Origin of the sequence: Ensifer sp. B1-9 (assembly GCF_050474445.1) — a bacterium.
Taxonomy (GTDB): domain Bacteria; phylum Pseudomonadota; class Alphaproteobacteria; order Rhizobiales; family Rhizobiaceae; genus Ensifer.
In genome coordinates this window covers 118,273-141,081 of record NZ_JBCHVG010000005.1, presented here as the reverse complement: position 1 = coordinate 141,081, position 22,809 = coordinate 118,273, and the positions used below count along the sequence as shown (strand labels likewise).

Here is a 22,809-nt window from a genome sequence, read left to right as displayed (position 1 = left end):
ATGACGGGACTGATGACTGGAAAGCGTGGCCTCATCATGGGTGTGGCCAACAACCACTCTATTGCCTGGGGCATTGCCAAGGCGCTCGCGGCGCAGGGTGCCGAACTCGCCTTCACCTACCAGGGCGAGGCCCTCGGCAAGCGTGTCAAGCCGCTGGCCGCCGAACTCGGCTCCGACTTCCTGCTCCCCTGCGACGTCGAAGACATCGAGTCCGTCGATGCCGTGATCTCTGCGATCAAGGAGCGCTGGGGCAAGCTCGATTTCGTCGTGCATGCCATCGGCTTCTCCGACAAGAACGAGTTGAAGGGCCTCTATGCCGACACCTCGCGCGACAATTTCAGCCGCACGATGGTGATCTCCTGCTTCTCCTTCACCGAGATCGCCAAGCGCGCGGCCGAGCTGATGAACGACGGCGGCTCGATGCTGACGCTCACCTACGGCGGCTCGATGCGCGTCATGCCGAACTACAACGTCATGGGCGTCGCCAAGGCCGCGCTCGAGGCTTCCGTACGCTACCTCGCCGCCGATTACGGCGCGCGCGGCATCCGCGTCAACGCGATCTCCGCCGGCCCGATCCGTACACTTGCCGGCGCCGGCATTTCCGACGCCCGGGCGATGCTGTCCTGGCAGCAGAAGAACTCGCCGCTGCGCCGCACCGTCACGATCGACGACGTCGGCAACTCGGCTCTCTATCTGCTGTCGGATCTGTCGCGCGGCGTCACCGGCGAGATCCATTACGTCGACTCCGGCTACAACATTACCTCGATGCCGGTCCTCGACACGCTCAGGACAGCCGACACCGAGTAAGGCGTTCAAGCGGAAACGCATGACAAAGCCCACGGACTACAGCGACCTTTGCGCGTCTGATAAGACGCGCGGCGCTGTAGTCCGTGGGCTTTGTCATTGATGGGGCGGTTCAAACCAATACGAACAGCACGAACAAGGCGGCGATGACCGCCAGCACGACAAATCCCGTATGGGTGCGCCGCCCCGAATCCAGCGGCAGATGATAGAGGCTTTTCAGGAACGACATGGGCACTTCGGAGGTGGCCCCATGTCCCTCGGCATGCTTGATGTCCCTGGCGACAGCCTCGGCCGCATCCTCGGACAAGGGCGGCCTGTTCACTCCCGACGTCATCGCGCTCATCCTCCGACGAGAAACACCGACGGCGTCATGGTGGGCCCGAACAGGGGCGATGGCAACAGGCAAACTGTCGCTGCTCGCCGGCCGGAGCGAAGGCCCCAGAAAGCAAGGAGCCGGGCGAATGGCCCGGCTCCTTGCTTGATCCTCGATGGTCTTCAGCGCTTCGCCCAGAGCACCTTGAAGCGGGCGTTGCGGTAGGTTTCGCCGTATTCCCTAGCGTTCTCAGCCAGTACCTGCTCGTAGGGCAGGCCGCGATTGGCGACCAGCATCAGCTTGCCGCCCTGCTTCAGCGCCTTCAGCGCCGTCTTGATGATGGCAATGCCGAGCGCCGGCTCGGCGGCGTGGGCCTCATGGAAGGGCGGGTTCATGACGATGAGATCATACTTGTCGCGCGGCTCTTCGCTCGTCAGGTCGAACCAGTAGAAGCGCGCCGGCGTCGACGGGGCATTTGCCATCATGTTGACGCGGGCAGCCTCCAGTGCCTCGTGATCGGCCTCGAAGAGATCGACGCCCTTGAGGCCCGGCGAGGCTTCGGCAAGCTTGACGGCGAGATAGCCCCAGCCGGCGCCGAAATCGGCAGCATGGCCGTGGAAATCGTTCGGCAGGCGCGAGGCGAGCAGTTCCGAGCCCGCATCGACGCGGTCGTGCGAGAACATGCCAGGTGACGCCTCGAACAGGCCTTCGACGCGTACCGGCGCCTTGGCGAGCTTGTGCACGGCATCCGTGACATCGTCGGGGCGGGTGAACCAGAAGGCGACGCCATGATATTTCGGCAGGTGGTCGCCCTCCCACTCGAACTTGGCGATCCGCTTCTTCAGCGACTGGATGCCGTCTTCCTTGCCGCCGGCAACGACGATCAGGCCGCCCTGACGCGTGCGCTTCAACGCCTCCGCGATCCGGTCCTCGTTCTCGCCCTTGTGCTTGCCGCAGAGCACCAGCGTGACGTCGTAGTCCTCGCCGGTGATCTCCGGTGTCACATCGGCGCCTACGGCCTCCAGGGCGCGATAGAGCGGCCTCAGCGGCTGCACGGCCGCGACCGAGGCTTCGAAGCCCTGGGGCAGATTGTAGCCAGCCTCGGCGCCGAGAAAGAGAACGCGCTCGCCTTCGCCCGGCGGGTCGATCACGCCGCTATCGAACGGGTAAAACAGGGTCTTCAACGCATCTCGGCTCATCGGTCTATCCGTCTCTTCCTACAAGAAAGGGGCGCGGAGCGATCCGCCCCGCGCCCCGAATGCATTCGGGTGAAGCCTGCTTATTCGGCGGCTTCGCCGTCGCCCTTCTTCTCAGACTTCTCGGCAACGATTTCCTTGCCGGTCGCCTGGTCGACAACCTTCATCGACAGGCGAACCTTGCCGCGCTCGTCGAAGCCCATGAGCTTGACCCAGACCTTGTCGCCCTCCTTGACGACGTCGGTCGTCTTGGCAACACGCTCGGCGGCGAGCTGCGAGATGTGGACGAGGCCGTCACGGGCGCCGAAGAAGTTGACGAAGGCGCCGAAGTCGGCGGTCTTGACGACCGTGCCTTCATAGATCTGGCCAACTTCCGGCTCGGCGACGATCGAGTGGATCCACTTGCGGGCCGCTTCGATTTCCTTGCCGGACGAGGAGGCGATCTTCACGGTGCCGTCGTCTTCGATGTTGATCTTGGCGCCGGTCTTTTCGACGATTTCGCGGATGACCTTGCCGCCGGAGCCGATGACTTCGCGGATCTTGTCGACCGGGATGTTCATGACTTCGATGCGCGGAGCGAACTCGCCGAGCTGGCCGCGGCTTTCGGAGATGGCCTTGGCCATTTCGCCGAGGATGTGGAGACGGCCGCCCTTGGCCTGGTTGAGCGCGATGCCCATGATCTCTTCGGTGATGCCCTCGATCTTGATGTCCATCTGGAGCGAGGTGATGCCGGCTTCCGTGCCGGCGACCTTGAAGTCCATGTCGCCGAGGTGGTCTTCGTCGCCGAGGATGTCGGAGAGAACGGCGAAGCGCTCATCTTCCTTGATCAGGCCCATGGCGATACCGGCAACCGGCTTTGCCAGCGGAACGCCGGCATCCATCAGCGCCAGCGAGGTGCCGCAGACGGTGGCCATCGAGGACGAGCCGTTCGACTCGGTGATTTCCGAGACGACGCGCAACGTGTAGGGGAACTGTTCCGCCGTCGGCAGCATCGGGTGGATGGCGCGCCAAGCGAGCTTGCCATGGCCGATTTCGCGGCGGCCCGGGGAACCCATGCGGCCCGTTTCACCGACCGAGAAGGGCGGGAAGTTGTAGTGCAGCATGAAGTTTTCCTTGTACATGCCCGTCAAGGAATCAACGTACTGCTCGTCTTCGCCGGTGCCGAGCGTGGCAACGACGATCGCCTGGGTTTCACCGCGGGTGAAGAGCGAGGAGCCGTGGGTGCGCGGCAGAACGCCGACTTCGGCGACGATCGGGCGAACGGTTTCGAGATCGCGGCCGTCGATGCGGCTCTTGGTGTCGAGGATGTTCCAGCGAACGATCTTGGCCTGCAGGTGCTTGAAGACGGCGCCGATTTCTTCCGCCGTATGGGCCGGATTCTCGATGCCCTCGGGCAGGAAGTGTTCCTTCACCTTGGCCTTGACGGCGTCGACGGCAGCGTAGCGGGCAGCCTTCTCGGTGATCTTGTAGGCATTGCGCAGCTCGTCTTCGGCGATCGAGAGCATGGCGTTCTCGAGAGCGGAATGATCTTCCGGCTCGAATTCGCGCGGCTCCTTGGCGGCAACTTCAGCAAGCTTGATGATCGCGTCGATGACCGGCTGGAAGCCCTTCTGGCCGAAGACGACGGCGCCGAGCATGATGTCTTCCGGCAGTTCCTTGGCTTCGGATTCGACCATCAGCACCGCGTCCTGGGTGCCGGCGACGACGAGGTCGAGGGTCGATTCGTCCATCTCGTCGAGATGCGGGTTCAGAACGTACTGGCCGTTGATGTAGCCGACGCGCGCGCCACCGATCGGGCCCATGAAGGGGATGCCCGACAGCGTCAGCGCAGCCGAAGCGGCGACCATCGACAGGATGTCCGGATTGTTCTCGAGGTCATGCTGCATGACCGTGACGATCACCTGGGTGTCGTTCTTGTAGCCTTCCGGGAAGAGCGGGCGGATCGGACGGTCGATCAGGCGCGAGACGAGCGTTTCGTTTTCGCTCGGACGGCCTTCGCGCTTGAAGTAGCCACCCGGGATCTTGCCGGCGGCATAGGTCTTTTCCTGGTAGTTGACGGTCAGCGGGAAGAAGTCCTGGCCCGGCTTCGGCGCCTTGGCCGAAACGACGGTGGCGAGAACGACGGTTTCGCCGTAGGTGGCGAGAACGGCGCCATCAGCCTGGCGGGCGATCTTGCCGGTTTCGAGCTTGAGCGGACGCCCAGCCCATTCGATTTCAACCTTGTGGGTATCGAACATGTTCTGTCCTTCGTGTGCGGCGGACCTTTCCGCGGCTGTTGCAGCGCGGGTGGTCGAGGGGCCGCATGGAATGGCGCATCACGGGCAAGACAACGGGAGGCTTCACGCTTGAAATCGGCTTGTTTCCGCTTCACCGGGCCGCTCATCGGCGACGTTCCGGCAAGCAGGGCCGAAGCATCCTGCAATCCTGCCCCATGACGGGCCATCGGTTGATCCGCGAAACCGGCCCATCCGGTTCGCTGGATTCTCTCCTGAAGCCACGCTTCCTAGGCGGCCGGAGAGTTTATTCGTCGAGCGTGCACCGCTCCATAAAAAAGCCGGCGGGTCGCAAAGACCCGCCGGACAAGTCGCTTAGCGACGGATGCCCAGGGCACCGATCAGCTTGCTGTAGCGCGCTTCGTCTTTCTTCTTCAGATAGTCGAGGAGCGAACGACGGCTGGAAACCATTGCGAGCAGACCACGGCGGGAATGGTTATCCTTCTTGTGGCCCTTGAAGTGTTCGGTCAGGTTGTTGATCCGTTCGGTCAGGATAGCAACCTGGACTTCCGGGGAACCGGTATCGCCTTCGACGGTTGCAAATTCCTTGATGAGCTGAGCCTTACGCTCTGCAGTAATCGACATCGGATGATCCTTTCGATTTCGAGGATTTCGGGACGCCTTCAGCCGGGATGTCGTCCAGCTGCGGCCGTGAACGCAACGGGCATGCGCCTTTTGCTGGCGTGCCTATAAACGAAATGGATGAAAAAGGAAAGGGTCATGAACTGGCACTCCGGAAGGCCGGTGGGACGCATCAGTTGCTCGTCGGGCGCGGTCGCATCGGCGCGGATTTCTGCAGGTCGCGATTGACCGAAACGCAGTCGAGATAGGCGGAGAAAGCCCAGCCAAGCGCTCCGGCCTCGTTGGCGACCAGAGACCAGCGCTTGCCCCCGAGATTGCGCTCGCCCGCCCTCTTCACCCTCGTGCCGTTTGACAACGTCATCACGACCCGACCGTTCGGCGCGTCGCGGATATTGAGCGGCGTCCCGGTCGGGTCCGCGATGGTGCAAGCGATATCCGTACCGCGCGCCGGCCCGCCCGTCAAAAGGAGGAGCGCCGGGATCGCGGCCAGCAGAGACAAGCGACCGAACGACCGTTTCATCGCGTGCGCCCTCCCCCGGGTTGCCTTCATGACCCTTCTTCCTTCGCATCGCGGGGAATGGTGATCCGCCACTCAATGCCGTCGGCATGCATTACCCGCTCCAGTGCAGCGTTCAGCGCCATGCCGAGCATGCGCTCCAGTACCAGGGTCCCGAAGCCCTTGCGGACCGCATCCGCAGGCTTGCCCGCGAGATCTGCGCCCTCCTCCCGCCAGCGAATGGCAATGCCGTCATCCTCCAGCGACCAGCTCAGCTTGACGACCCCGGTGGTGTTGGCAAGCGCACCGTATTTGGTGGCATTCGTCGCAAGTTCGTGCAGGGCCATGCCGAGCGTCTGGGAGATCTGCGTGTCGAGCCTGAGCGCGGGGCCGGAAAGGATCATGCGTTTCGGATCGTCGGGCGTAAACGGCTGCAGCTGGTTCTGGGCGAGCTCGCGGAAATCGACGCCTTGCGCCGCGTTGGCAATCATCAGATCCGTCGAGCGCGCAAGCCCGGCAATACGCTTGCGGAAGGATTCGGCGAAGTCCGCGGCACTCTCGGCCGAATAGACCGACTGGTTCAGCATGGACTGGATGACGGTCAGCTGGTTCTTCGAGCGGTGCGCCACCTCGCGCATGAGGAAGCGGATCTCGTTTTCCGCCTTGCCGCGCGCCGCGGCGGCGCGTGCCAGCGCCGTCGAGACCTGCTCGACCTCGGAGATCATGTGCGGCCGCGATTCAATCCGTTCGCCGGCACCGAGACGGCGCGCATCCTGCGCCACCAGCTTGACGCCCTGCGACAACAGCCGCGCGATCGCCAGCGAGCCGGCGATCGCGATACCGGCGAAGAGGATGCCGCCGAGCGACAGCCAGAGGAACGACCAGACGGCCGGCGCATCGACGGTTGCGCGCGGCGCCCAGGCAATGATCCGCCATCCCGTGACGACGGAGAACTCGGTCGCGACGCGATATTCCGTGCCGTTTTCCTTGATGTTGCGGACGCCGATGCTGATCGCCGGCACCTTGTCGAGGAAGAACGGTTCGCCAGCCTTCACGGCCGCATCCGACGAGATGATGACCTTGCCTGCGCTATCGACCAGCGCTGCGTTCCAGCCGGGGGAGAGCGTATCGCGGTTGACGGCCTTGGCCATGTTCTCGGCGTTTTGCGTCAACGTCAGCACATACTCCTCGCCGGTCGACAACTTCGCCGGCAGGTAAACGTTGAACACCCATTTTCCCGCGGTCTGGCCGAAGAAGACGTTGGAGACGAGTGGCGCGCCATTGTTGGTGAAGGCGCGCTCGACGGAGTCCGGATCCGAGGCCTTGTTGAGCTTCGTGCCGAAAGGCACGCGAGTGTTGAGCAACTGGTTGTGCTTCCGGTCGATGACGATCAGGTAGGAATCCGTATCGGCAAGTGCAGTCGAGGCCCTGCCGTAGAAGGCCTCCATGTTGCCGTCTTCGATTTCTTGCGATGTCGACAGCACCTTCAGCGTCGTCAGCATGCCTTCGATGTCACGCTCGACGATACGCGTGACCGACCCGGTCGAGGCCTGCAGCAGCGCCGTGATCACCTGCTCCTGCTGATCGACGCTGCGCTTCAGTACCACGAGCGAAAAAATGAAGGCCGGAACGATGGCTACCAGCAGAAGCGATGTCAGGTAGAAGCTGAAGGGCCGGGTCAGGCGATGACGAAGGAGATCGGCGATCGCCGACAGGCCATTCGCCACCCTTCGCTTTCCTTCTTCCGACACGCCCGTCACCTCAGTCGTCCGTCTTCATTCCGAGCCAGCGGGCACAGCCGCGTTCGGCGGACGCTGTCGAAGGCGGCGTGAACGCCAATCGGGTCTGGAGCACGGCAAGGAAACGGAATCACCTCGGACGGATTAGAAGCCCATGCCGGGGATCATGCGTCAAGGATGGGGCAAAGGCAAACGCTTCCGGGCGTTTAGCCGGTGGCGAAAACACGCTTCGGCCGGAACTCGCCCTCGGCGATCTCGCCGATGGCAACCAGCTTGCCGCGTGCCGTCGCATAGGCTTCAGGCGTCGCAAGCGGAGCATCGCGGCCGCGCAGAATGATCGGGTTGCCCATTCTCAGGCGATGCGCCTGATCGTCGTTGACGGCGACATGCGGCAGGTTGGAAAGCGCCTCGCCAGTCTCGATCAGATACGCGTCGAGCGCAGCCAGGCGTTCTTCGTCACTCTCGATTTTTTCCAGCGCCACCAGATCGGCGAGCGGCACCATGTCCTCTTCGCCAAACGGCGCGACGAAGGTGCGGCGCAGCGAGGCGATATGGCCGAAACAGCCGAGGTCGCGTCCCATGTCGCGGGCGAGCGAGCGCACATAGGTGCCCTTGCCGCATTCGATTTCGAAATGCGCGAGATTGGGGGCGGCCCCCAAGAGCGTCAGGCGGTGCACCTCGACCTCGCGGGCCGGGATCTCGACCGTCTCGCCCTCGCGGGCGAGATCATAGGCGCGCTCGCCGTCGATCTTGATCGCCGAGAATTGCGGCGGCACCTGGCTGATGACGCCGGTATATTTCGGCAGCAGCGCGCGGATCGCCTCTTTGTTCGGCCGTTCGCTCGACGAGTGCGTGACCTCGCCTTCGAGATCGTCGGTCGAGCGTTCCTCGCCCCAGGCAACGGTGAATTCGTAGATCTTGCGGCCGTCCATCACGTAGGGAACGGTCTTCGTCGCATCACCGAGCGCGATCGGCAGCATGCCGGAGGCCAACGGGTCGAGCGTGCCGGCATGGCCGGCCTTCTGGGCCTTGAACAGCCACTTGATCTTCGAGACGGCTTCGGTGGAGCCGAAGTCGAGCGGCTTGTCGAGGATCAGCCAGCCTGAGATCGGGCGGCCCTTGGGCTTACGCGGTTTGGACATGAAATCTACTATTCTTCGTCTTCGCTGGTCTGGTCGAGATCGCGGCTGACTTCCGGCGAGCGCAGGAGCGCGTCGATCTTCTTGTAGTTGTCGAAGCTCGTATCGTCGCGGAAACGAACGTCGGGCATGTATTTCATCTGCCTGAGCTGCGGGCCGAGGCGGCCGCGAATGTACTTGGCATTGCGGTTGAGCGCCGCGATGACTTCGGCATGATTGGGCACGCCGAGCGGCGTGACATAGGCGGTGGCAATCTTCAGATCGGGGGACATGCGCACTTCCGAGATCGCGATGACGGTCTTTTCGATCACGGGATCGCGGACCTCGCCACGCTGCAGAACCTGGGTAATGGCGGCACGCACCTGTTCACCGACGCGCAGCATGCGCTGGGAGGGGGCAGAGGATGTGGCTTTGCTCATGGACGGTACCTCAAAAAAATGCGAGCGCCGAAGGATAACCCGGCGCCCGCATAATCTCTAATCGGACGGATCTTAAAGCGTCCGCGTGATGTGCTCGACGCGGAAGCACTCGATCGTGTCGCCGGCGCGGATGTCTTCGTAGTTCTCGAAGGCCATGCCGCACTCCTGACCGACGTTGACTTCCGAGACCTCGTCCTTGAAGCGCTTGAGGGTCTTGAGCTTGCCTTCGTGGATAACGACGTTGTCGCGAACCAGACGGACGCCGACGCCACGCTCGACCTTGCCTTCGGTGACACGGCAACCCGCGACCTTGCCGACCTTGGTGATGTTGAACACCTCCAGGATCTCGGCGTTGCCGAGGAAGGTTTCGCGGCGCTCCGGCGAGAGCAGACCGGACATCGCCGCCTTCACGTCATCCACCAGATCGTAGATGATGTTGTAGTAGCGGATCTCGATGCCGGCACGCTCGGCGGCCGAACGGGCCTGCGCGTTGGCGCGGACGTTGAAGCCGATGATCGCGGCGTCCGACGCTTCGGCGAGCGAAATGTCGGACTCGGTGATACCGCCGGCACCCGAATGCACGATGCGCGCACGCACTTCGTCGGTTCCGAGCTTTTCGAGAGCACCGGCGATCGCTTCGATCGAACCCTGCACGTCGCCCTTGATGACCAGCGGGAACTCCTTGAGACCGGAGGTCTGGAGCTGGCTCATCATCTGCTCGAGCGAACCGCGCGAGCCGGACTGGCGAGCAACCGCCTTCTCGCGGGCAAGCCGCTGGCGATATTCGGAGATCTCGCGGGCGCGGCCCTCGTTTTCGACCACGGCGAACTTGTCACCGGCAGCCGGCGTGCCCGAAAGGCCGAGAACCTCGACCGGCATCGAAGGACCGGCTTCCTTGACGTGTTCGCCCTTGTCGTTGACGAGTGCGCGCACACGGCCCCACTGATCACCTGCAACGATGATCTGGCCGGGCTTCAGCGTACCCTTCTGGACGAGGACGGTCGCAACCGCACCGCGGCCGCGGTCAAGCTCGGCTTCGACCACCGTACCTTCCGCCGTCCGGTTCGGATTGGCGCGCAGGTCGAGGATTTCGGCCTGAAGCAGGATCGCTTCCAGGAGCTTGTCGAGGTTGGTGCCGTTCTTCGCGGACACTTCCACGTCGAGAACTTCACCGCCCATGGATTCGACGAAGACTTCGTGCTGCAACAGTTCGGTGCGAACCTTCTGCGCATTCGCCGTCGGCTTGTCGATCTTGTTGATCGCCACGATGATCGGGACGCCGGCCGCCTTGGCATGGTTGATCGATTCGATCGTCTGCGGCATCACGCTGTCGTCAGCCGCAACCACCAGGATCGCGATATCGGTCGCCTGGGCACCGCGGGCACGCATGGCGGTGAACGCTGCGTGGCCGGGGGTGTCGATGAAGGTGATCTTGTTGCCGTTCTGCTCGACCTGGTAGGCGCCGATGTGCTGGGTGATGCCACCGGCTTCGCCGGCCACCACGTTGGCGTGGCGGATCGCATCGAGCAGCGAGGTCTTGCCGTGGTCGACGTGGCCCATGATCGTAACGATCGGCGGACGCGGCAGCATCTCCTCTTCGGCGTCCGAAACGTTGAAGATGCCCTCTTCGACGTCGGATTCCGAAACGCGCTTGACCGTATGGCCGAATTCGCCGGCGATGAGTTCCGCCATATCGGCGTCGATCAGATCGCCGGGCTTCATCATCTGACCTTCCTTCATCAGGTACTTGATGACGTCGACGGCGCGTTCGGACATGCGCTGCGACAGTTCCTGAATGGTGATGGTTTCCGGCAGGACGACTTCGCGCGAGATCTTCTCGCGGGTTTCCTGCATCTGGCTGCGCTTGAACTTCTCCTGGCGGCGACGCATGGCCGACAGCGAACGGTTGCGCTGGCCGCCGTCCTCGTCGACCGCAGCCGTCAGCGTCAGCTTGCCCTGGCGGCGGCCGTCGTCGCCCTTCGGGCGGGCCGGAACCTTGGCAGGCTCAGGACGCACGACCTTGCCGCGCGCCGGACCGGCATTGCTGCGCGAGCCGCGATCGTCGTCTTCGTCATCGCTGCGGCGACCACGGGCGGCAACGCCCGCAGGTGCCTGCGGCGCGGCGGCAGGTGCCGGACGCGGCGATTGCGGACGATTGTCGGGGCGACGCTCGGCGACCGGCGCCGGTGCAGCGGCGGCTGCAGCAGCCGGGCGCTCCGCGACCGGTTCGGCCGGCTTCTCGGCAACGGCGCGCGCAGCTTCTTCAGCGGCGCGGCGCTCGGCCTCCTCCTTCTCGCGGAGGATCCGTTCTTCTTCCTCGCGCTTACGGCGGGCTTCGTCCTCGGCGCGGCGCTTGGCTTCCTCGGCATCGCGGATCTGGGCTTCGGCCAGGGCGCGACGACGGGCTTCCATCTCACCGGCGGAGAGATCGTTCAGGACGACGCCGACGCGCGGGCGGTTCTGCTCCTGGCGCGGCTGATGTGCCTGCGGCTGTGGCGCCGGACGGCCCGAAGGCTGCGGCTGTTGAGGACGCTGCTCCGCCGGACGCGCGGCCGCACTCACGGGCGTGATCGGACGCTCGTCCTTGGGCCGATTGAAAGAAGTCGGGCGCTTTCTGGTTTCGACCACGACCGCTTTGGTGCGGCCGCGGCCCATGTCCTGACGCACCGTTCCCTGCTGAACCCCATGGGGCTTCAGGGTCAGCGTCTTCTTGCCTGCTACGCTGATGGTCTTGTCGTCTTTGTCGTCGGTCATTCCGTTCCGTTCCTAGCGATCAGGCCCGGATGCGTATCACCCGACCCCGTCTTCCAATTTGTCTCAAACAATACCCGCGATGCCGGCACTCGCCGGTGACGCGCGTCATTGCTGTGGCTTGCCAGCGCCGCCTTCGGCCCGGACCGGGACGGATCCTCGGTACTTTTCGAGCATGATTGCGCGCTTCACTACACCCTCACCCGCCTGCCCTGCAAGCGCTGCGGCATGGATAAAAGCATTACTTCCCAAAAGGCCCTCCATTTCCGCCCCGGTGAAGGGACGGAACGAAGGTATTTCCGTTTCGTCGTCGGCCACGAAGCTCATCGCCTTGCGGGCCTGGTCTATCTTGCGCACGCCGTCGGCCGCAGCATCGGCCGCATGGAACACGGCAAGCGCCGCAAGGCCGCGCACGGCCTGCTCCGTCTTCGTCGCGCCGGAGATGAACTGGGCGGCCTTGCGCGCCATGTTCATCATGCCGGCCAACTGCTCGGCGAGCAGCCGGTCGACGTCGTCGGCAAGCGTCGCGTCGGCCTTGACGTCCGCCTTCAGGGCGCGGGCGAAGAACTTCTTCGCCACCGCCTTTTCGACGAGCGCCCGCTCGGCCTTCACCCAGCAGCCGCGCCCCGGAAGCTGCCGCTTCAGATCGGGAACGACGCGACCGTCGGGCCCGGCAACGAAGCGGATCAGTTCGTCGGGCGAACCGCTTTCACGGGTGACGATGCAGGTCCGCGTGCTGCCGTTCCGATCCTTCGGCCCCCTATCGGTGGGCAGGACGTCGGCATCATCAGAGGCGATCATCGTCCTCAGGCGTCCTGCTCGGCGCCTTCGGCAACGTCGATCGGCTCTTCGCCTTCGGCCTCATCGCTTGCCAGATCCTCTTCCGTGATCCAGCCGGCCGCCAGGCGGGCCTGAACGATCATGGCTTCGGCTTCGGCGCGCGAAACGTCGAACTTCGAGAAGGTGCCCTCGAAGCGCTTGGTCTCGCCGTCCTTGCGCTCGCTCCAGCCGACGAGATCGTCGGCGGCGCAACCGGCAAAGTCCTCGATCGTCTTGATGCCTTCTTCGCCAAGCGCAACGAGCATCTGGCTCGTCAGGCCGTCGATCGAGCGCAGCTCGTCGGCAACGCCGAGTTCCTTGCGCTTGGCATCCATTTCCGCTTCGAGCTTGTCGAGGAACTCGCGCGCACGGGTCTGGATTTCGGTTGCTGTCTCCTCGTCGAAGCCGTCGATCGACGAGATTTCGTCGAGATCGACATAGGCGAGCTCCTCGACGGCGGCAAAGCCTTCGGAAGCCAGAACCTGGCCGACCATTTCGTCGACGTCGAGTGCTTCCATGAAGAGGTTGGTGCGCTCGGTGAATTCCTTCTGGCGACGCTCGCTCTCTTCCTGCTCGGTGAGGATGTCGATGTCCCAGCCGGTCAACTGCGACGCGAGGCGAACGTTCTGGCCGCGACGACCGATGGCGAGCGACAGCTGCTCGTCCGGAACGACCACTTCGATGCGCTCCGCATCTTCATCGAGAACGACCTTGGCCACTTCTGCCGGCTGCAGCGCATTGACGATGAACGACGCCGGATCCTGCGACCACGGAATGATGTCGATCTTTTCGCCCTGCAGTTCGCCAACGACCGCCTGAACGCGCGAGCCGCGCATACCGACGCAGGCGCCGACCGGGTCGATCGACGAGTCGTTCGAGACCACCGCGATCTTGGCGCGCGAACCGGGATCACGGGCAACCGACTTGATCTGGATGATGCCGTCGTAGATCTCGGGCACTTCCATGGTGAAGAGCTTCACCATGAACTGCGGATGGGTACGCGACAGGAAGATCTGCGGGCCGCGCTGCTCGCGGCGAACGTCGTAGACGAAGGCGCGGACGCGGTCGCCGTAACGCATGTTTTCACGCGGGATCATCTCGTCACGGCGGATGATGCCTTCGCCACGGCCGAGGTCGACGATGACGTTGCCGTATTCGACGCGCTTGACCGTACCGTTGACGATCTCGCCGACGCGATCCTTGAATTCGTCGAACTGGCGATCACGCTCGGCTTCGCGGACCTTCTGCACGATGACCTGCTTGGCAGACTGGGCGGCGATACGGCCGAAGTCCATCGGCGGCAGCGGATCGGCGATGAAATCGCCGAGCTTGGCATCCGGATTGCGATCGCGAGCAAGCTCGAGCGGGATCTGCGTGGAGTAATCGTCAGCCTTCTCGACGACTTCCAGAAGACGCTGCAGGCGGATTTCACCGGTCTTCGAGTTGATGTCGGCGCGGATGTTCGATTCCGACCCATAACGCGAGCGGGCGGCCTTCTGGATCGCATCGGCCATTGCGGCCAGAACGATCTCGCGGTCGATCACCTTTTCACGCGCGACGGCATCCGCGATCTGCAGAAGCTCGAGCCGGTTAGCACTGACTGCCATGTCTTGTCTCCGTTTGGGTTGCAGGGGGCTTCACGCTCCGCCCGACTTATTCCTCAATAGGTGAATCTTCGTCTTCGAAATTCTCGTTCGCGGCGCGCGCAGCCTTCGCCTTCTTGTCGGCCGTCAGCGCATCGCGGATCAGATCGTCGGTCAGGATCAGCCGCGCTTCGGAAAGCGTGGTGAACGGGATGACGACAACAGGTTCCTCACCGTACGCAGGCTGGTCGCGCTCGAGCCGGAAACCATCGTCGTCGACGGAAACGATCTTGCCGCGGAACCGCTTGCGGCCATCGACCAGAACCGACGTCTCGCATTTCAGCAGGTGACCCTGCCAGCGGAAGAAGTCGGACTTGCGCACCATCGGGCGGTCGATGCCCGGCGACGACACTTCGAGATGATACGCCTTGTCGATCGGATCTTCCACATCGAGCACCGGCGAAATGGCCTTGGAGATCTCTTCGCAGTCCTCGACGGTCATGGTGCCGTCGTTGCGCTCGGCCATGATCTGCAGTGTCAGTCCGTTCTGGCCGGACATGCGCACACGCACCAGGCGATAGCCCATCGGCACGATAACCGGCTCGATGATATCTGCGATGCGCTGGTCGAGACCGGTTTCGGTGATCAGGCGCGGTTCATTTGCATTTTCAGCCGTTGTCGTATCGGACAAACGATCATCTCCTCATCGGACCGGCTAATAAAAAAGAGCGGGTCCTGACGGGCCCACTCTTCATCTACCGATCAAGAATTTGAGGCTCATATACGCTTCATCGCCGCAAATTGCAAGGCGTTGGGCCGTGTGCTCCAAATGCCTCGATCCGCGCGCAGCCGACGATCTTCGATGACAGGGTCAGTTTCAGCGGGTGGCACTTCGCGTCCTCCGGCCTATAACAGGAATCGAACCGCTTCGAAACGACAATCAAGGACGAGAGAGAAGACGAGGTGCCCCACCGTATTTCGCCGCTTGCACCCTTCAAGCACGACATCTTCCGCACGATCTGGATTGCGAGCCTCGCATCCAATTTCGGCGGCCTCATCCAATCGGTCGGCGCCGCCTGGCTGATGACCTCGATCTCCTCATCGGCGAACATGGTGGCGCTGGTGCAGGCATCGACCTCGCTGCCGATCATGCTCTTCTCGCTCGTCTCGGGCGCGCTTGCCGACAATTTCGATCGACGGCGGATCATGCTGGTGGCGCAATGTTTCATGCTGCTCGTCTCGGCGCTTCTGACGATCTGTGCCTATGTCGGGCTGATCACGCCCTGGCTGCTCCTGCTCTTCACCTTCCTCATTGGCTGCGGTACGGCGCTCAACAACCCATCCTGGCAGGCCTCAGTCGGCGACATGGTCCCGCGCGACGACCTGCCGGCGGCAGTGGCGCTGAACAGCATGGGCTTCAACATCACCCGCAGCGTCGGCCCCGCCATCGGTGGTGCGATCGTTGCAGCGGCCGGCGCCGCGGCCGCCTTCTTCGCCAACACGCTCAGCTATTTCGCGATCCTTTTCGCGCTGCTGCGTTGGCGACGGGAGGTGCCGACGAACACCCTGCCGCGCGAGACGCTGGGCCGCGCCATATCCGCGGGCCTGCGCTATGTCGCCATGTCGCCCAACATCGGCAAGGTACTGCTGCGCGGTTTCCTCTTCGGCCTCTCGGCAAGCGCGATCCTCGCACTCCTGCCGCTCGTCGCCCGCGACCTCGTTCAAGGCGGGCCGCTCACCTACGGCCTGATGCTCGGCGCCTTCGGCCTCGGCGCGATCGGCGGGGCGCTGCTCAGTGCACGCCTGAGGGAGAAGCTGTCGAGCGAGGCGATCGTCCGCATCGCCTTCACCGGCTTTGCCGCCAGCGCGGCGATCACGGCGCTCAGCACCTATGCCTGGCTGAGCTGTTTCGTGCTGCTCGTGTCCGGTGCCTGCTGGGTGCTGGCGCTGTCGCTCTTCAACACGACCGTGCAGCTTTCGACGCCGCGCTGGGTCGTCGGGCGGGCCCTGTCGCTCTACCAGACGATGACCTTCGGCGGCATTGCCGGCGGCAGCTGGCTCTGGGGCACGGCCGCCGAACAATACGGCGCCGCCAACGCGCTGATGGGCTCCTGTCTCCTGATGTTCGCTGGCGTCGTGGTCGGTTTCCGGCTGCCCTTGCCGGAGTTCACTTCGCTGAACCTCGATCCGCTCAACCGCTTCAACGAACCGCCGCTCGAGCTCGATCTGAAGCCGCGCAGCGGCCCGATCGTCATCATGATCGACTACGAGATTGCCGATGACGACATCCCGGAGTTCCTGACGACCATGGCCGAACGCCGGCGCATCCGCATCCGGGACGGCGCGGGGCATTGGGCACTGATGCGCGACCTCGAAAACCCGACCACCTGGACCGAGACCTACCACGTGCCGACCTGGGTCGAATATGTGCGCCACAACCAGCGCCGCACCCAGGCCGACGCCGCCGTCGGCGACAAGCTGACGGCGCTGCACAGCGGCGCGGCACCGCCGCGGGTGCACCGAATGATCGAGCGCCAGACGATCGTGCCGACCCACTACGAGCGCTACAAGCGTCAGGTCAATGTCGACATGCACTGAGGTTCTTCGCCAGCGCCTGCACCGGCATCGACCGAGACGACAGAAAGAGGCCTTGCGCCGCAGGGCCTCTTTCGTGTTGGCGGTTCCGCGTCCGGCTGGAACGACCTAGCGCAGCTTCGCCTTCAGCGAAGCATCGGGGAAGCAGGTGGCGGCAAGGCCGCTCTTCGCCTGCCAGTCGCCGAGCGAGCGACGCGTCTTGTAGCCGGGAAGACCATCGACCTTGCCGACATCGTATCCCTTGGCAACCAGCGCCTTCTGCATGGCGAGAACGTCCGAGCGCAGCATGTTGCCGACGTCGCCCCAGTCGCCACGAAACGCGCCGCCGCCGGTGGCGATGCGGTCGGCGAGGTTGCCGATGAACAGCGCGTAGAGGTCGGAGTTGTTGTACTCCTTGAGCACGTAGAAGTTCGGCGTGACGATGAACTCCGGCCCGTGCCGGCCTGCCGGCACCAGCATCATCGAGGATGCCGCAAGCTCGTGCGACGGGAACCCCTTGCCGGAGATCCGTGTGATGCCCTTGTCGGCCCAGTCCGAGATCGGCCGAGCCAGGTCCGGCCCTTCCTGCGCGCAGGAAACGGCTTCGGGGATCGATACTTCAAAGCCCCAGTCGCGGCCGCGCTGCCAGCCTTTCTTGACGAGATAGTTGGCGATCGAGGCCAGGCTGTCCGGCACCGAATTCCAGATGTCGCGGCGGCCGTCGCCGTCGAAATCGACGGCATATTGCAGGAAGCTCGACGGCATGAACTGCGGCTGACCCATGGCGCCGGCCCAGGAGCCGCGCATCGCCGCCTCGTCGACGTCGCCGCTGTCGAGAATGTGCAGCGCCGCGATCAGCTCGCGCCGGAAGAGGTCGGGCCGGGTCGACATGAAGGCCTTGGTCGCCAAGACGTCGACGACCGGATAGGGGATCTTGGCCCGGCCGAAGCCGGATTCTCTGCCCCAGATCGCCACCACCACCGAGCCGGGAACGCCATAGGTGCGTTCGATCTTCTTGAGGGTCGAGGCATGGGTGGAGGCAAGACTGCGGCCGGTCGCCGCGAGACCCTGCAAGCGCTTTTCCGAAAAGTAGCTGCCGGGCGAGGAGAACTCCGCCTGGCTCTGCTTCTGCTCCTTCGGCTTCGGAAAACCGGGCGGCGCCAGATCCGGCAGATCCCAGTTGAGCTTCACCTCGGAAAACGCCGCCTTGAACGAGCCGGCAGAAATGCCTGCCTGCTTCGCTTCCGGCCACAGATCATTCTGGAGCCAGGTGCGGAACTGAGCTTCGACATCCGCCTTGGTGGCGGCGTGAGCGGGAAGGTGAAGGGCAAGGAACGCGGCGACGGCTGCGAGGAGGGGAGCACGGCGCTTGCCCCCCTCACGACCAGCAAACCACGAGTAAACACGAGATTTCAAACGCATCTGCATCCCTTCAGATCGACGTGCGGGCGCGAAGTGCTGCCGCCAGCGTGCCTTCGTCGAGATAGTCCAGTTCGCCGCCGACCGGCACGCCATGGGCGAGCCGGGTGATCTTCACCTCCATGCCCTCGAGCTGGTCGGTGATGTAGTGCGCCGTTGTCTGGCCCTCGACCGTCGCATTGACGGCGATGATCAGTTCGCGAACGCCGCCATTGGCGACGCGCTGGACGAGCCCCTTGATGTTGAGATCGTCAGGACCGACGCCGTCGAGCGGCGAAAGCGTGCCGCCGAGCACATGGTAGGCAGCATTCAGCGCCCCCGCCCGTTCCAGCGCCCAGAGATCGGACACGTCCTCGACGACGATGATCACCGATTGGTCGCGTCGCTCGTCGGAGCAGACGGTGCAGGGATCGATCGTATCGACATTGCCGCAGCAAGAGCAGATCCGGACCTTGCGATGCGCCTCGCCCATCGCATCGGCGAGCGGGCCCAGCAACTGGTCCTTCTTCTTGACGAGATGGAGGGCGGCGCGCCGGGCCGAACGCGGCCCGAGCCCCGGGACCTTTGCCAGGAGCTGGATGAGTTTTTCGATTTCGGGGCCGGTGACTCGTTTTGCCATGCCGCGCTTTTAGCCCATATCGGCCCCGAACGGAATCGTCTTCGAAGCGCCAGGGCGACGCCTTTCAGGGTATCTCCGGCGTCTGTGGTCGCAAGCCTTGCCCTTGGCGACGAGCTCGCTCTCGTGCGGAGCCAAAGCGGCTATGTCTGCCCAGGCTGGATAGGTGGACCAGGGCGCTTACCGCCCAGCAACCTCTTCGAGGGCGAAGACGATCAGAACGGCAGCTTCATGCCGGGCGGGATCGGCAGGCCGGCGGTCAGCTCGCGGGTCTTTTCCGCCTGGACGGCTTCGGCCTTGTCCTTGGCGTCCTTGTGGGCCGCAACGATCAGGTCTTCGAGGATCTCGACATCATCTTCCTTGAAGAGCGAGGGGTCGATCTTCAGGCTCTTGAGGGTGCCCTTGCCGTCGAGGCGAACGGTCACCAGACCGCCACCGGACGTGCCGTCGACTTCGAGTGCGGCGATCTCCGCCTGCATCTTCTCCATCTTGGCCTGCATTTCCTTGACCTTGCCCATCATCCCCATGATGTCGCGCATCGTCGTCTCCTGTTGTTCTGTTTCTGCTCGCAGACGGGACTATTCGATGTCGTCGCCAGGGACGATATCGCCATCGGCGGATTCGGCTGTCGCCGGAGCAACGCTCTCGGCCTCTTCTTCGACGGCGCGAATGCGCACGTCGGTGATCTTTGCGCCCGGGAACCGGGCGAGAATGGCGGCAACGTCCGGATCCTGGCGCGCATCGTTGACGCGCTGCTCCTGCGCCCGCTGTTCGGCTTCGATCAACGTCGGCTCGCCGCGCTCGCGGCTGTAGCTGACGATCCAGTGGATGCCGGTCCATTCCTTGAGCTTGACGGCAAGCTCGCCGAGCAGCGTCTTCGGCGCGTCGTCGGAGACGTTGACGTCGAGGCGGCCGGGTTCGATATGCACGAGCCGCAGGAAGCCGCGCACCAGCGTCTTCAGCTTGATGTCGCGGTTCTTGGCACAAAGTTCGGCGATATCCGCGATCGAATTGACCGGAACCGACGGCTGCGGCTTGGCGGCCGTAACGGCCGTCGGCCGCTCCTCGATGCGGCCGACCGTGACCGGCTGGGACGCCGCATCCGGCACGGCACGCAGCATCGTCGCGCCATTGCTCGTCGGGCGCTGAGCCGGCATCGCCTGGGTGGCCTGCGCCGAAACCGGGCCTGAGGCCGAGGCCTGTGCTCCGCCGCCACTGCCGCCGGCCGGTCCCGGGCGGGCACCACCGCCTTCGCCACCGGAAAGCTCGAGCAGACGCCGCGCAGCCTCTTCCGGCGCCGGCAGATGTGCGGCATGTGCCAGCCGGATCAGCACCATTTCGGCAGCCCCCGCCGGGCGCGACGAGCTTTCGGCTTCCGGGATGCCCTTCAGAAGCATCTGCCAGATGCGCGAGAGCGCCGTAACGGCGACGCTTTCGGCGAAGATGGCGCCGCGGGTGCGTTCGATCTCGCTCAGCGACTGATCGTTGACCGCATCCGGTACGTATTTCATCCGCGTAACCAGATGGGTGAAATCGGCAAGGTCGGTCAGCACGACCGTCGGATTGGCTCCGGCCTCATACTGTGCGGTGAATTCCTGAAGCGCCGCAGCAACGTCGCCTTTGACGATATGGTCGAAGAGATCGACGATACGGGCGCGGTCGGCAAGGCCGAGCATGGAGCGCACGGTCTCGACCTCGACCGCGCCGCCGCCGTGCGCAATCGCCTGGTCGAGCAGCGAGAGGCCGTCGCGCGCGGAGCCCTCGGCGGCACGAGCCACCATCGCAAGCGCCTCGGGATCGAAGGAAACGCCTTCCTTGCCGAGGATCGTCGAGAACAGGCCGACGAGATCGGAGGCGCTGATGCGGCGCAGATCGAAGCGCTGGCAGCGCGACAGGACCGTGATCGGAACTTTTCGGATTTCGGTGGTGGCGAAGATGAACTTCACGTGCTCAGGCGGCTCTTCGAGCGTCTTCAACAGGCCGTTGAAGGCCTGGGTCGAGAGCATGTGCACTTCGTCGATGATGTAGACCTTGTAGCGCGCCGATACCGGGCGGTAGCGCACCTGCTCGATGATCTCTCTGATGTCATCGATACCGGTATGCGAAGCGGCGTCCATTTCGATGACGTCGACATGGCGGCCGTCCATGATCGCCTGGCAATGCTCGCCCGGCACGCGCAGGTCGATCGTCGGCCTGTCGGTGTCCGATGTCTTGTAGTTCAGGGCACGGGCGAGGATGCGGGCAGTGGTGGTCTTGCCGACCCCGCGCACGCCGGTCAGCATGTAGGCCTGCGCGATGCGCCCCGTTTCAAAAGCGTTGGTGAGCGTGCGCACCATCGGCTCCTGGCCGACCATCAGGTCGGAGAAATCCTTGGGGCGGTACTTGCGCGCCAGAACACGGTAGGCGGCCGGTTTCTCAACGGATGAAATGGACGTGTCGTCGCTCATCGACCCTGCCGCTGTTCGAACTCTTGTCCCGACAGGACGGAAAAGGTGGGAGGCTGGCACGATGACCCGTGCCGGGGCTCGTTAGGGCTGCTTCCTTCCGGACCTGACCCGGTTGGCGAGTGGCTCGTCCACCACCAACCTCCCGGCTTCCATATCGGCAATATCGAAAGCAAATGCAAGCCAAGCCATCAAAAAACTGATATCGATATGCAAAACAAGGCGAATCCGTTGTCTTGCCTGAGGAGAATGCGTTGGCGACCTTCACCCTTGACGACCGGCTCGAACGCGACGGCATCCCGATCGCCTCGATCGGCCTTTGCCAGATGCGGCTGATGAATGACCGTCGCTGGCCCTGGCTCGTGCTCATTCCGCAGCGTGAAGGCATTTCGGAAATCTTCGACCTGACCCCGCTCGACCAGACGATGCTGACCTTCGAGACGACGATGGCGGCAACCGCCCTCAAGAAGGTCACCGGCGCCGAAAAGATCAATATCGGCGCATTGGGCAATATCGTCCGGCAGCTACATGTGCATATCATTGCCCGCAACGACGGCGACCCGAACTGGCCGGGGCCAGTCTGGGGCTTCGGCAAGTCGGAGCCGTGGGACGAGAAAGAACATCAGGCCTTCGCAGCGCGCATTCTGGAAAACCTCTGAACATGACGAAATCGATCTTTGACCTTCGTAGCCCGCATCCGGAGCCAAGCACCCTCGTCGCCTTTTCCGAAAACCACCTCGACCGCCAGTCCGAGCATCGCGCCGACGATTGTGTCGAAGTGGCGCTCAAGCACCCGGGCGCCCATTTCCTGGCCTTCTCGGGACCGAAGCTGATCGTCAAGCACGACGAGAAGATCATCGACCCGCTGTTCGCCCCCTACGAACTCGAAGGGCTCGAGCCGATGCTCGACGAGACGATCCTGCTCGGCTACCTGCCGAACGGCGAGCCACGGCTTGCGGTGCCGACCGGCCTGACCGAAGAGACAATCACTGAGCCCTTCAAGATTGCCGACGGCCGCACGCTCTACCGCCAGCAGATGCTGCCGGAGGAGTTGCTCGGGCAGTTCGCGCAGGCCTCGAGCCTGATTACCTGGAACGCCAACAACCGCTTCTGCGGCCGCTGCGCCGGTCCGATGGAAGGCGCAGCCGGCGGCTACCGTCGCGTCTGCACCGCCTGCGGCCATATGGTCTTCCCGCGGACCGACCCGGTCGTCATCATGATGACGATCGACCTCGAACGCGATCTCTGCCTGCTCGGCCGCAGCCCGCATTTCGCCCCGGGCATGTATTCCTGCCTCGCCGGTTTCGTCGAGCCCGGCGAGACGATCGAAAACGCGGTGCGGCGCGAAACGCTCGAGGAGTCCGGCATCCATATCGGCCGGGTGCGCTACCATGCCTCGCAGCCCTGGCCGATGCCGCACACGTTGATGATCGGCTGCTATGCCGAGGCGAAATCGACCGTCATCAAGCGGGACGAGCAGGAGCTGGAGGACGTGCGCTGGTTCACCCGCGAGGAAACGATCGCGATGCTCGAACGCTCGACCGGCGTTGCCGATACCGGCGACGAGCATATTCCGCCACCGAAGGGTGCGATTGCGCACCAATTGATGCGCGACTGGCTCGCCTGGGGCGAACGGGCGTGA

At 63.9% G+C, this 22,809-nt stretch carries 20 protein-coding genes and 1 other RNA gene; 4 read left to right on the top strand and 17 right to left on the bottom strand.

Annotation, left to right across the window (positions count from 1 at the left end):
* Nucleotides 1-807: an enoyl-ACP reductase FabI gene (gene fabI, locus ACQ5BM_RS10595; RefSeq protein WP_429810743.1), complete on the top strand. Its 807-nt coding sequence runs from the start codon at nt 1-3 to the stop codon at nt 805-807.
* Nucleotides 808-916: 109 nt separating this feature from the next.
* Here fabI and ACQ5BM_RS10590 read toward each other — a convergent pair whose 3' ends face one another.
* The 12 genes from ACQ5BM_RS10590 to rimP all read right to left on the bottom strand — a co-directional run bounded on the left by ACQ5BM_RS10590 (nt 917) and on the right by rimP (nt 14,805).
* Nucleotides 917-1,138, bottom strand: coding sequence for a hypothetical protein (locus ACQ5BM_RS10590; RefSeq protein ID WP_429810742.1), 222 nt, complete (start codon nt 1,136-1,138; stop codon nt 917-919).
* Between the two features lie 161 nt (nt 1,139-1,299).
* On the bottom strand, nt 1,300-2,316 hold the full coding sequence (locus tag ACQ5BM_RS10585) for a class I SAM-dependent methyltransferase (RefSeq protein WP_429810741.1): 1,017 nt from the start codon (nt 2,314-2,316) through the stop codon (nt 1,300-1,302).
* Nucleotides 2,317-2,396: 80 nt separating this feature from the next.
* A complete protein-coding gene (pnp, locus tag ACQ5BM_RS10580) occupies nt 2,397-4,550 on the bottom strand; it encodes a polyribonucleotide nucleotidyltransferase (RefSeq protein WP_173515173.1) in 2,154 nt (717 codons plus the stop codon).
* 351 nt (nt 4,551-4,901) lie between these two features.
* Complete coding sequence (rpsO, locus tag ACQ5BM_RS10575) at nt 4,902-5,171, bottom strand: 30S ribosomal protein S15 (protein ID WP_173515172.1); 270 nt, start codon at nt 5,169-5,171, stop codon at nt 4,902-4,904.
* A 169-nt stretch (nt 5,172-5,340) separates the two neighbouring features.
* Entirely contained in the window at nt 5,341-5,688 is a 348-nt protein-coding gene (locus ACQ5BM_RS10570) for an SH3 domain-containing protein (protein ID WP_429810740.1), read from the bottom strand.
* Between the two features lie 26 nt (nt 5,689-5,714).
* Nucleotides 5,715-7,424: a sensor histidine kinase gene (locus ACQ5BM_RS10565; RefSeq protein ID WP_429810739.1), complete on the bottom strand. Its 1,710-nt coding sequence runs from the start codon at nt 7,422-7,424 to the stop codon at nt 5,715-5,717.
* Nucleotides 7,425-7,609: 185 nt separating this feature from the next.
* Entirely contained in the window at nt 7,610-8,545 is a 936-nt protein-coding gene (gene truB, locus ACQ5BM_RS10560; protein WP_429810738.1) for a tRNA pseudouridine(55) synthase TruB, read from the bottom strand.
* A gap of 8 nt (nt 8,546-8,553) precedes the next feature.
* Nucleotides 8,554-8,961, bottom strand: a complete 408-nt coding sequence (rbfA, locus tag ACQ5BM_RS10555) for a 30S ribosome-binding factor RbfA (RefSeq protein ID WP_429810737.1) — start codon at nt 8,959-8,961, stop codon at nt 8,554-8,556.
* 72 nt (nt 8,962-9,033) lie between these two features.
* Entirely contained in the window at nt 9,034-11,715 is a 2,682-nt protein-coding gene (gene infB / locus ACQ5BM_RS10550) for a translation initiation factor IF-2 (RefSeq protein WP_429810736.1), read from the bottom strand.
* A 105-nt stretch (nt 11,716-11,820) separates the two neighbouring features.
* Nucleotides 11,821-12,513 carry an RNA-binding protein gene (locus tag ACQ5BM_RS10545; RefSeq protein ID WP_429810735.1) on the bottom strand — a complete coding sequence of 231 codons (693 nt, stop codon included), beginning with the start codon at nt 12,511-12,513 and terminating at the stop codon, nt 11,821-11,823.
* 5 nt (nt 12,514-12,518) lie between these two features.
* Nucleotides 12,519-14,138, bottom strand: a complete 1,620-nt coding sequence (gene nusA / locus ACQ5BM_RS10540) for a transcription termination factor NusA (RefSeq protein ID WP_429810734.1) — start codon at nt 14,136-14,138, stop codon at nt 12,519-12,521.
* 46 nt (nt 14,139-14,184) lie between these two features.
* The gene (gene rimP / locus ACQ5BM_RS10535; protein WP_173515164.1) at nt 14,185-14,805 is read right to left on the bottom strand and encodes a ribosome maturation factor RimP; all 621 of its coding nucleotides are present in this window, start codon (nt 14,803-14,805) and stop codon (nt 14,185-14,187) included.
* A gap of 272 nt (nt 14,806-15,077) precedes the next feature.
* Here rimP and ACQ5BM_RS10530 point away from each other — a divergent pair, with 272 nt between their 5' ends.
* Complete coding sequence (locus ACQ5BM_RS10530) at nt 15,078-16,712, top strand: MFS transporter (protein WP_429810733.1); 1,635 nt, start codon at nt 15,078-15,080, stop codon at nt 16,710-16,712.
* 105 nt (nt 16,713-16,817) lie between these two features.
* Here ACQ5BM_RS10530 and ACQ5BM_RS10525 read toward each other — a convergent pair whose 3' ends face one another.
* From ACQ5BM_RS10525 to ffs, 5 genes are all read right to left on the bottom strand, one after another.
* Nucleotides 16,818-18,110: a lytic murein transglycosylase gene (locus ACQ5BM_RS10525; protein WP_429810732.1), complete on the bottom strand. Its 1,293-nt coding sequence runs from the start codon at nt 18,108-18,110 to the stop codon at nt 16,818-16,820.
* 10 nt (nt 18,111-18,120) lie between these two features.
* A complete protein-coding gene (recR, locus tag ACQ5BM_RS10520; protein ID WP_429810731.1) occupies nt 18,121-18,726 on the bottom strand; it encodes a recombination mediator RecR in 606 nt (201 codons plus the stop codon).
* Nucleotides 18,727-18,938: 212 nt separating this feature from the next.
* Nucleotides 18,939-19,262, bottom strand: a complete 324-nt coding sequence (locus ACQ5BM_RS10515) for a YbaB/EbfC family nucleoid-associated protein (RefSeq protein WP_029742357.1) — start codon at nt 19,260-19,262, stop codon at nt 18,939-18,941.
* 39 nt (nt 19,263-19,301) lie between these two features.
* Nucleotides 19,302-21,170 carry a DNA polymerase III subunit gamma/tau gene (locus ACQ5BM_RS10510; protein ID WP_429810730.1) on the bottom strand — a complete coding sequence of 623 codons (1,869 nt, stop codon included), beginning with the start codon at nt 21,168-21,170 and terminating at the stop codon, nt 19,302-19,304.
* Nucleotides 21,171-21,215: 45 nt separating this feature from the next.
* Nucleotides 21,216-21,313, bottom strand: an RNA gene (gene ffs / locus ACQ5BM_RS10505) — signal recognition particle sRNA small type.
* A gap of 108 nt (nt 21,314-21,421) precedes the next feature.
* Between ffs and ACQ5BM_RS10500 the strand changes: the two genes are divergently transcribed.
* Nucleotides 21,422-21,826 (top strand): HIT family protein, encoded by a 405-nt coding sequence (locus ACQ5BM_RS10500; RefSeq protein ID WP_429810729.1) that lies wholly within the window; start codon nt 21,422-21,424, stop codon nt 21,824-21,826.
* Nucleotides 21,827-21,828: 2 nt separating this feature from the next.
* Nucleotides 21,829-22,809, top strand: a complete 981-nt coding sequence (gene nudC, locus ACQ5BM_RS10495; protein WP_429810728.1) for an NAD(+) diphosphatase — start codon at nt 21,829-21,831, stop codon at nt 22,807-22,809.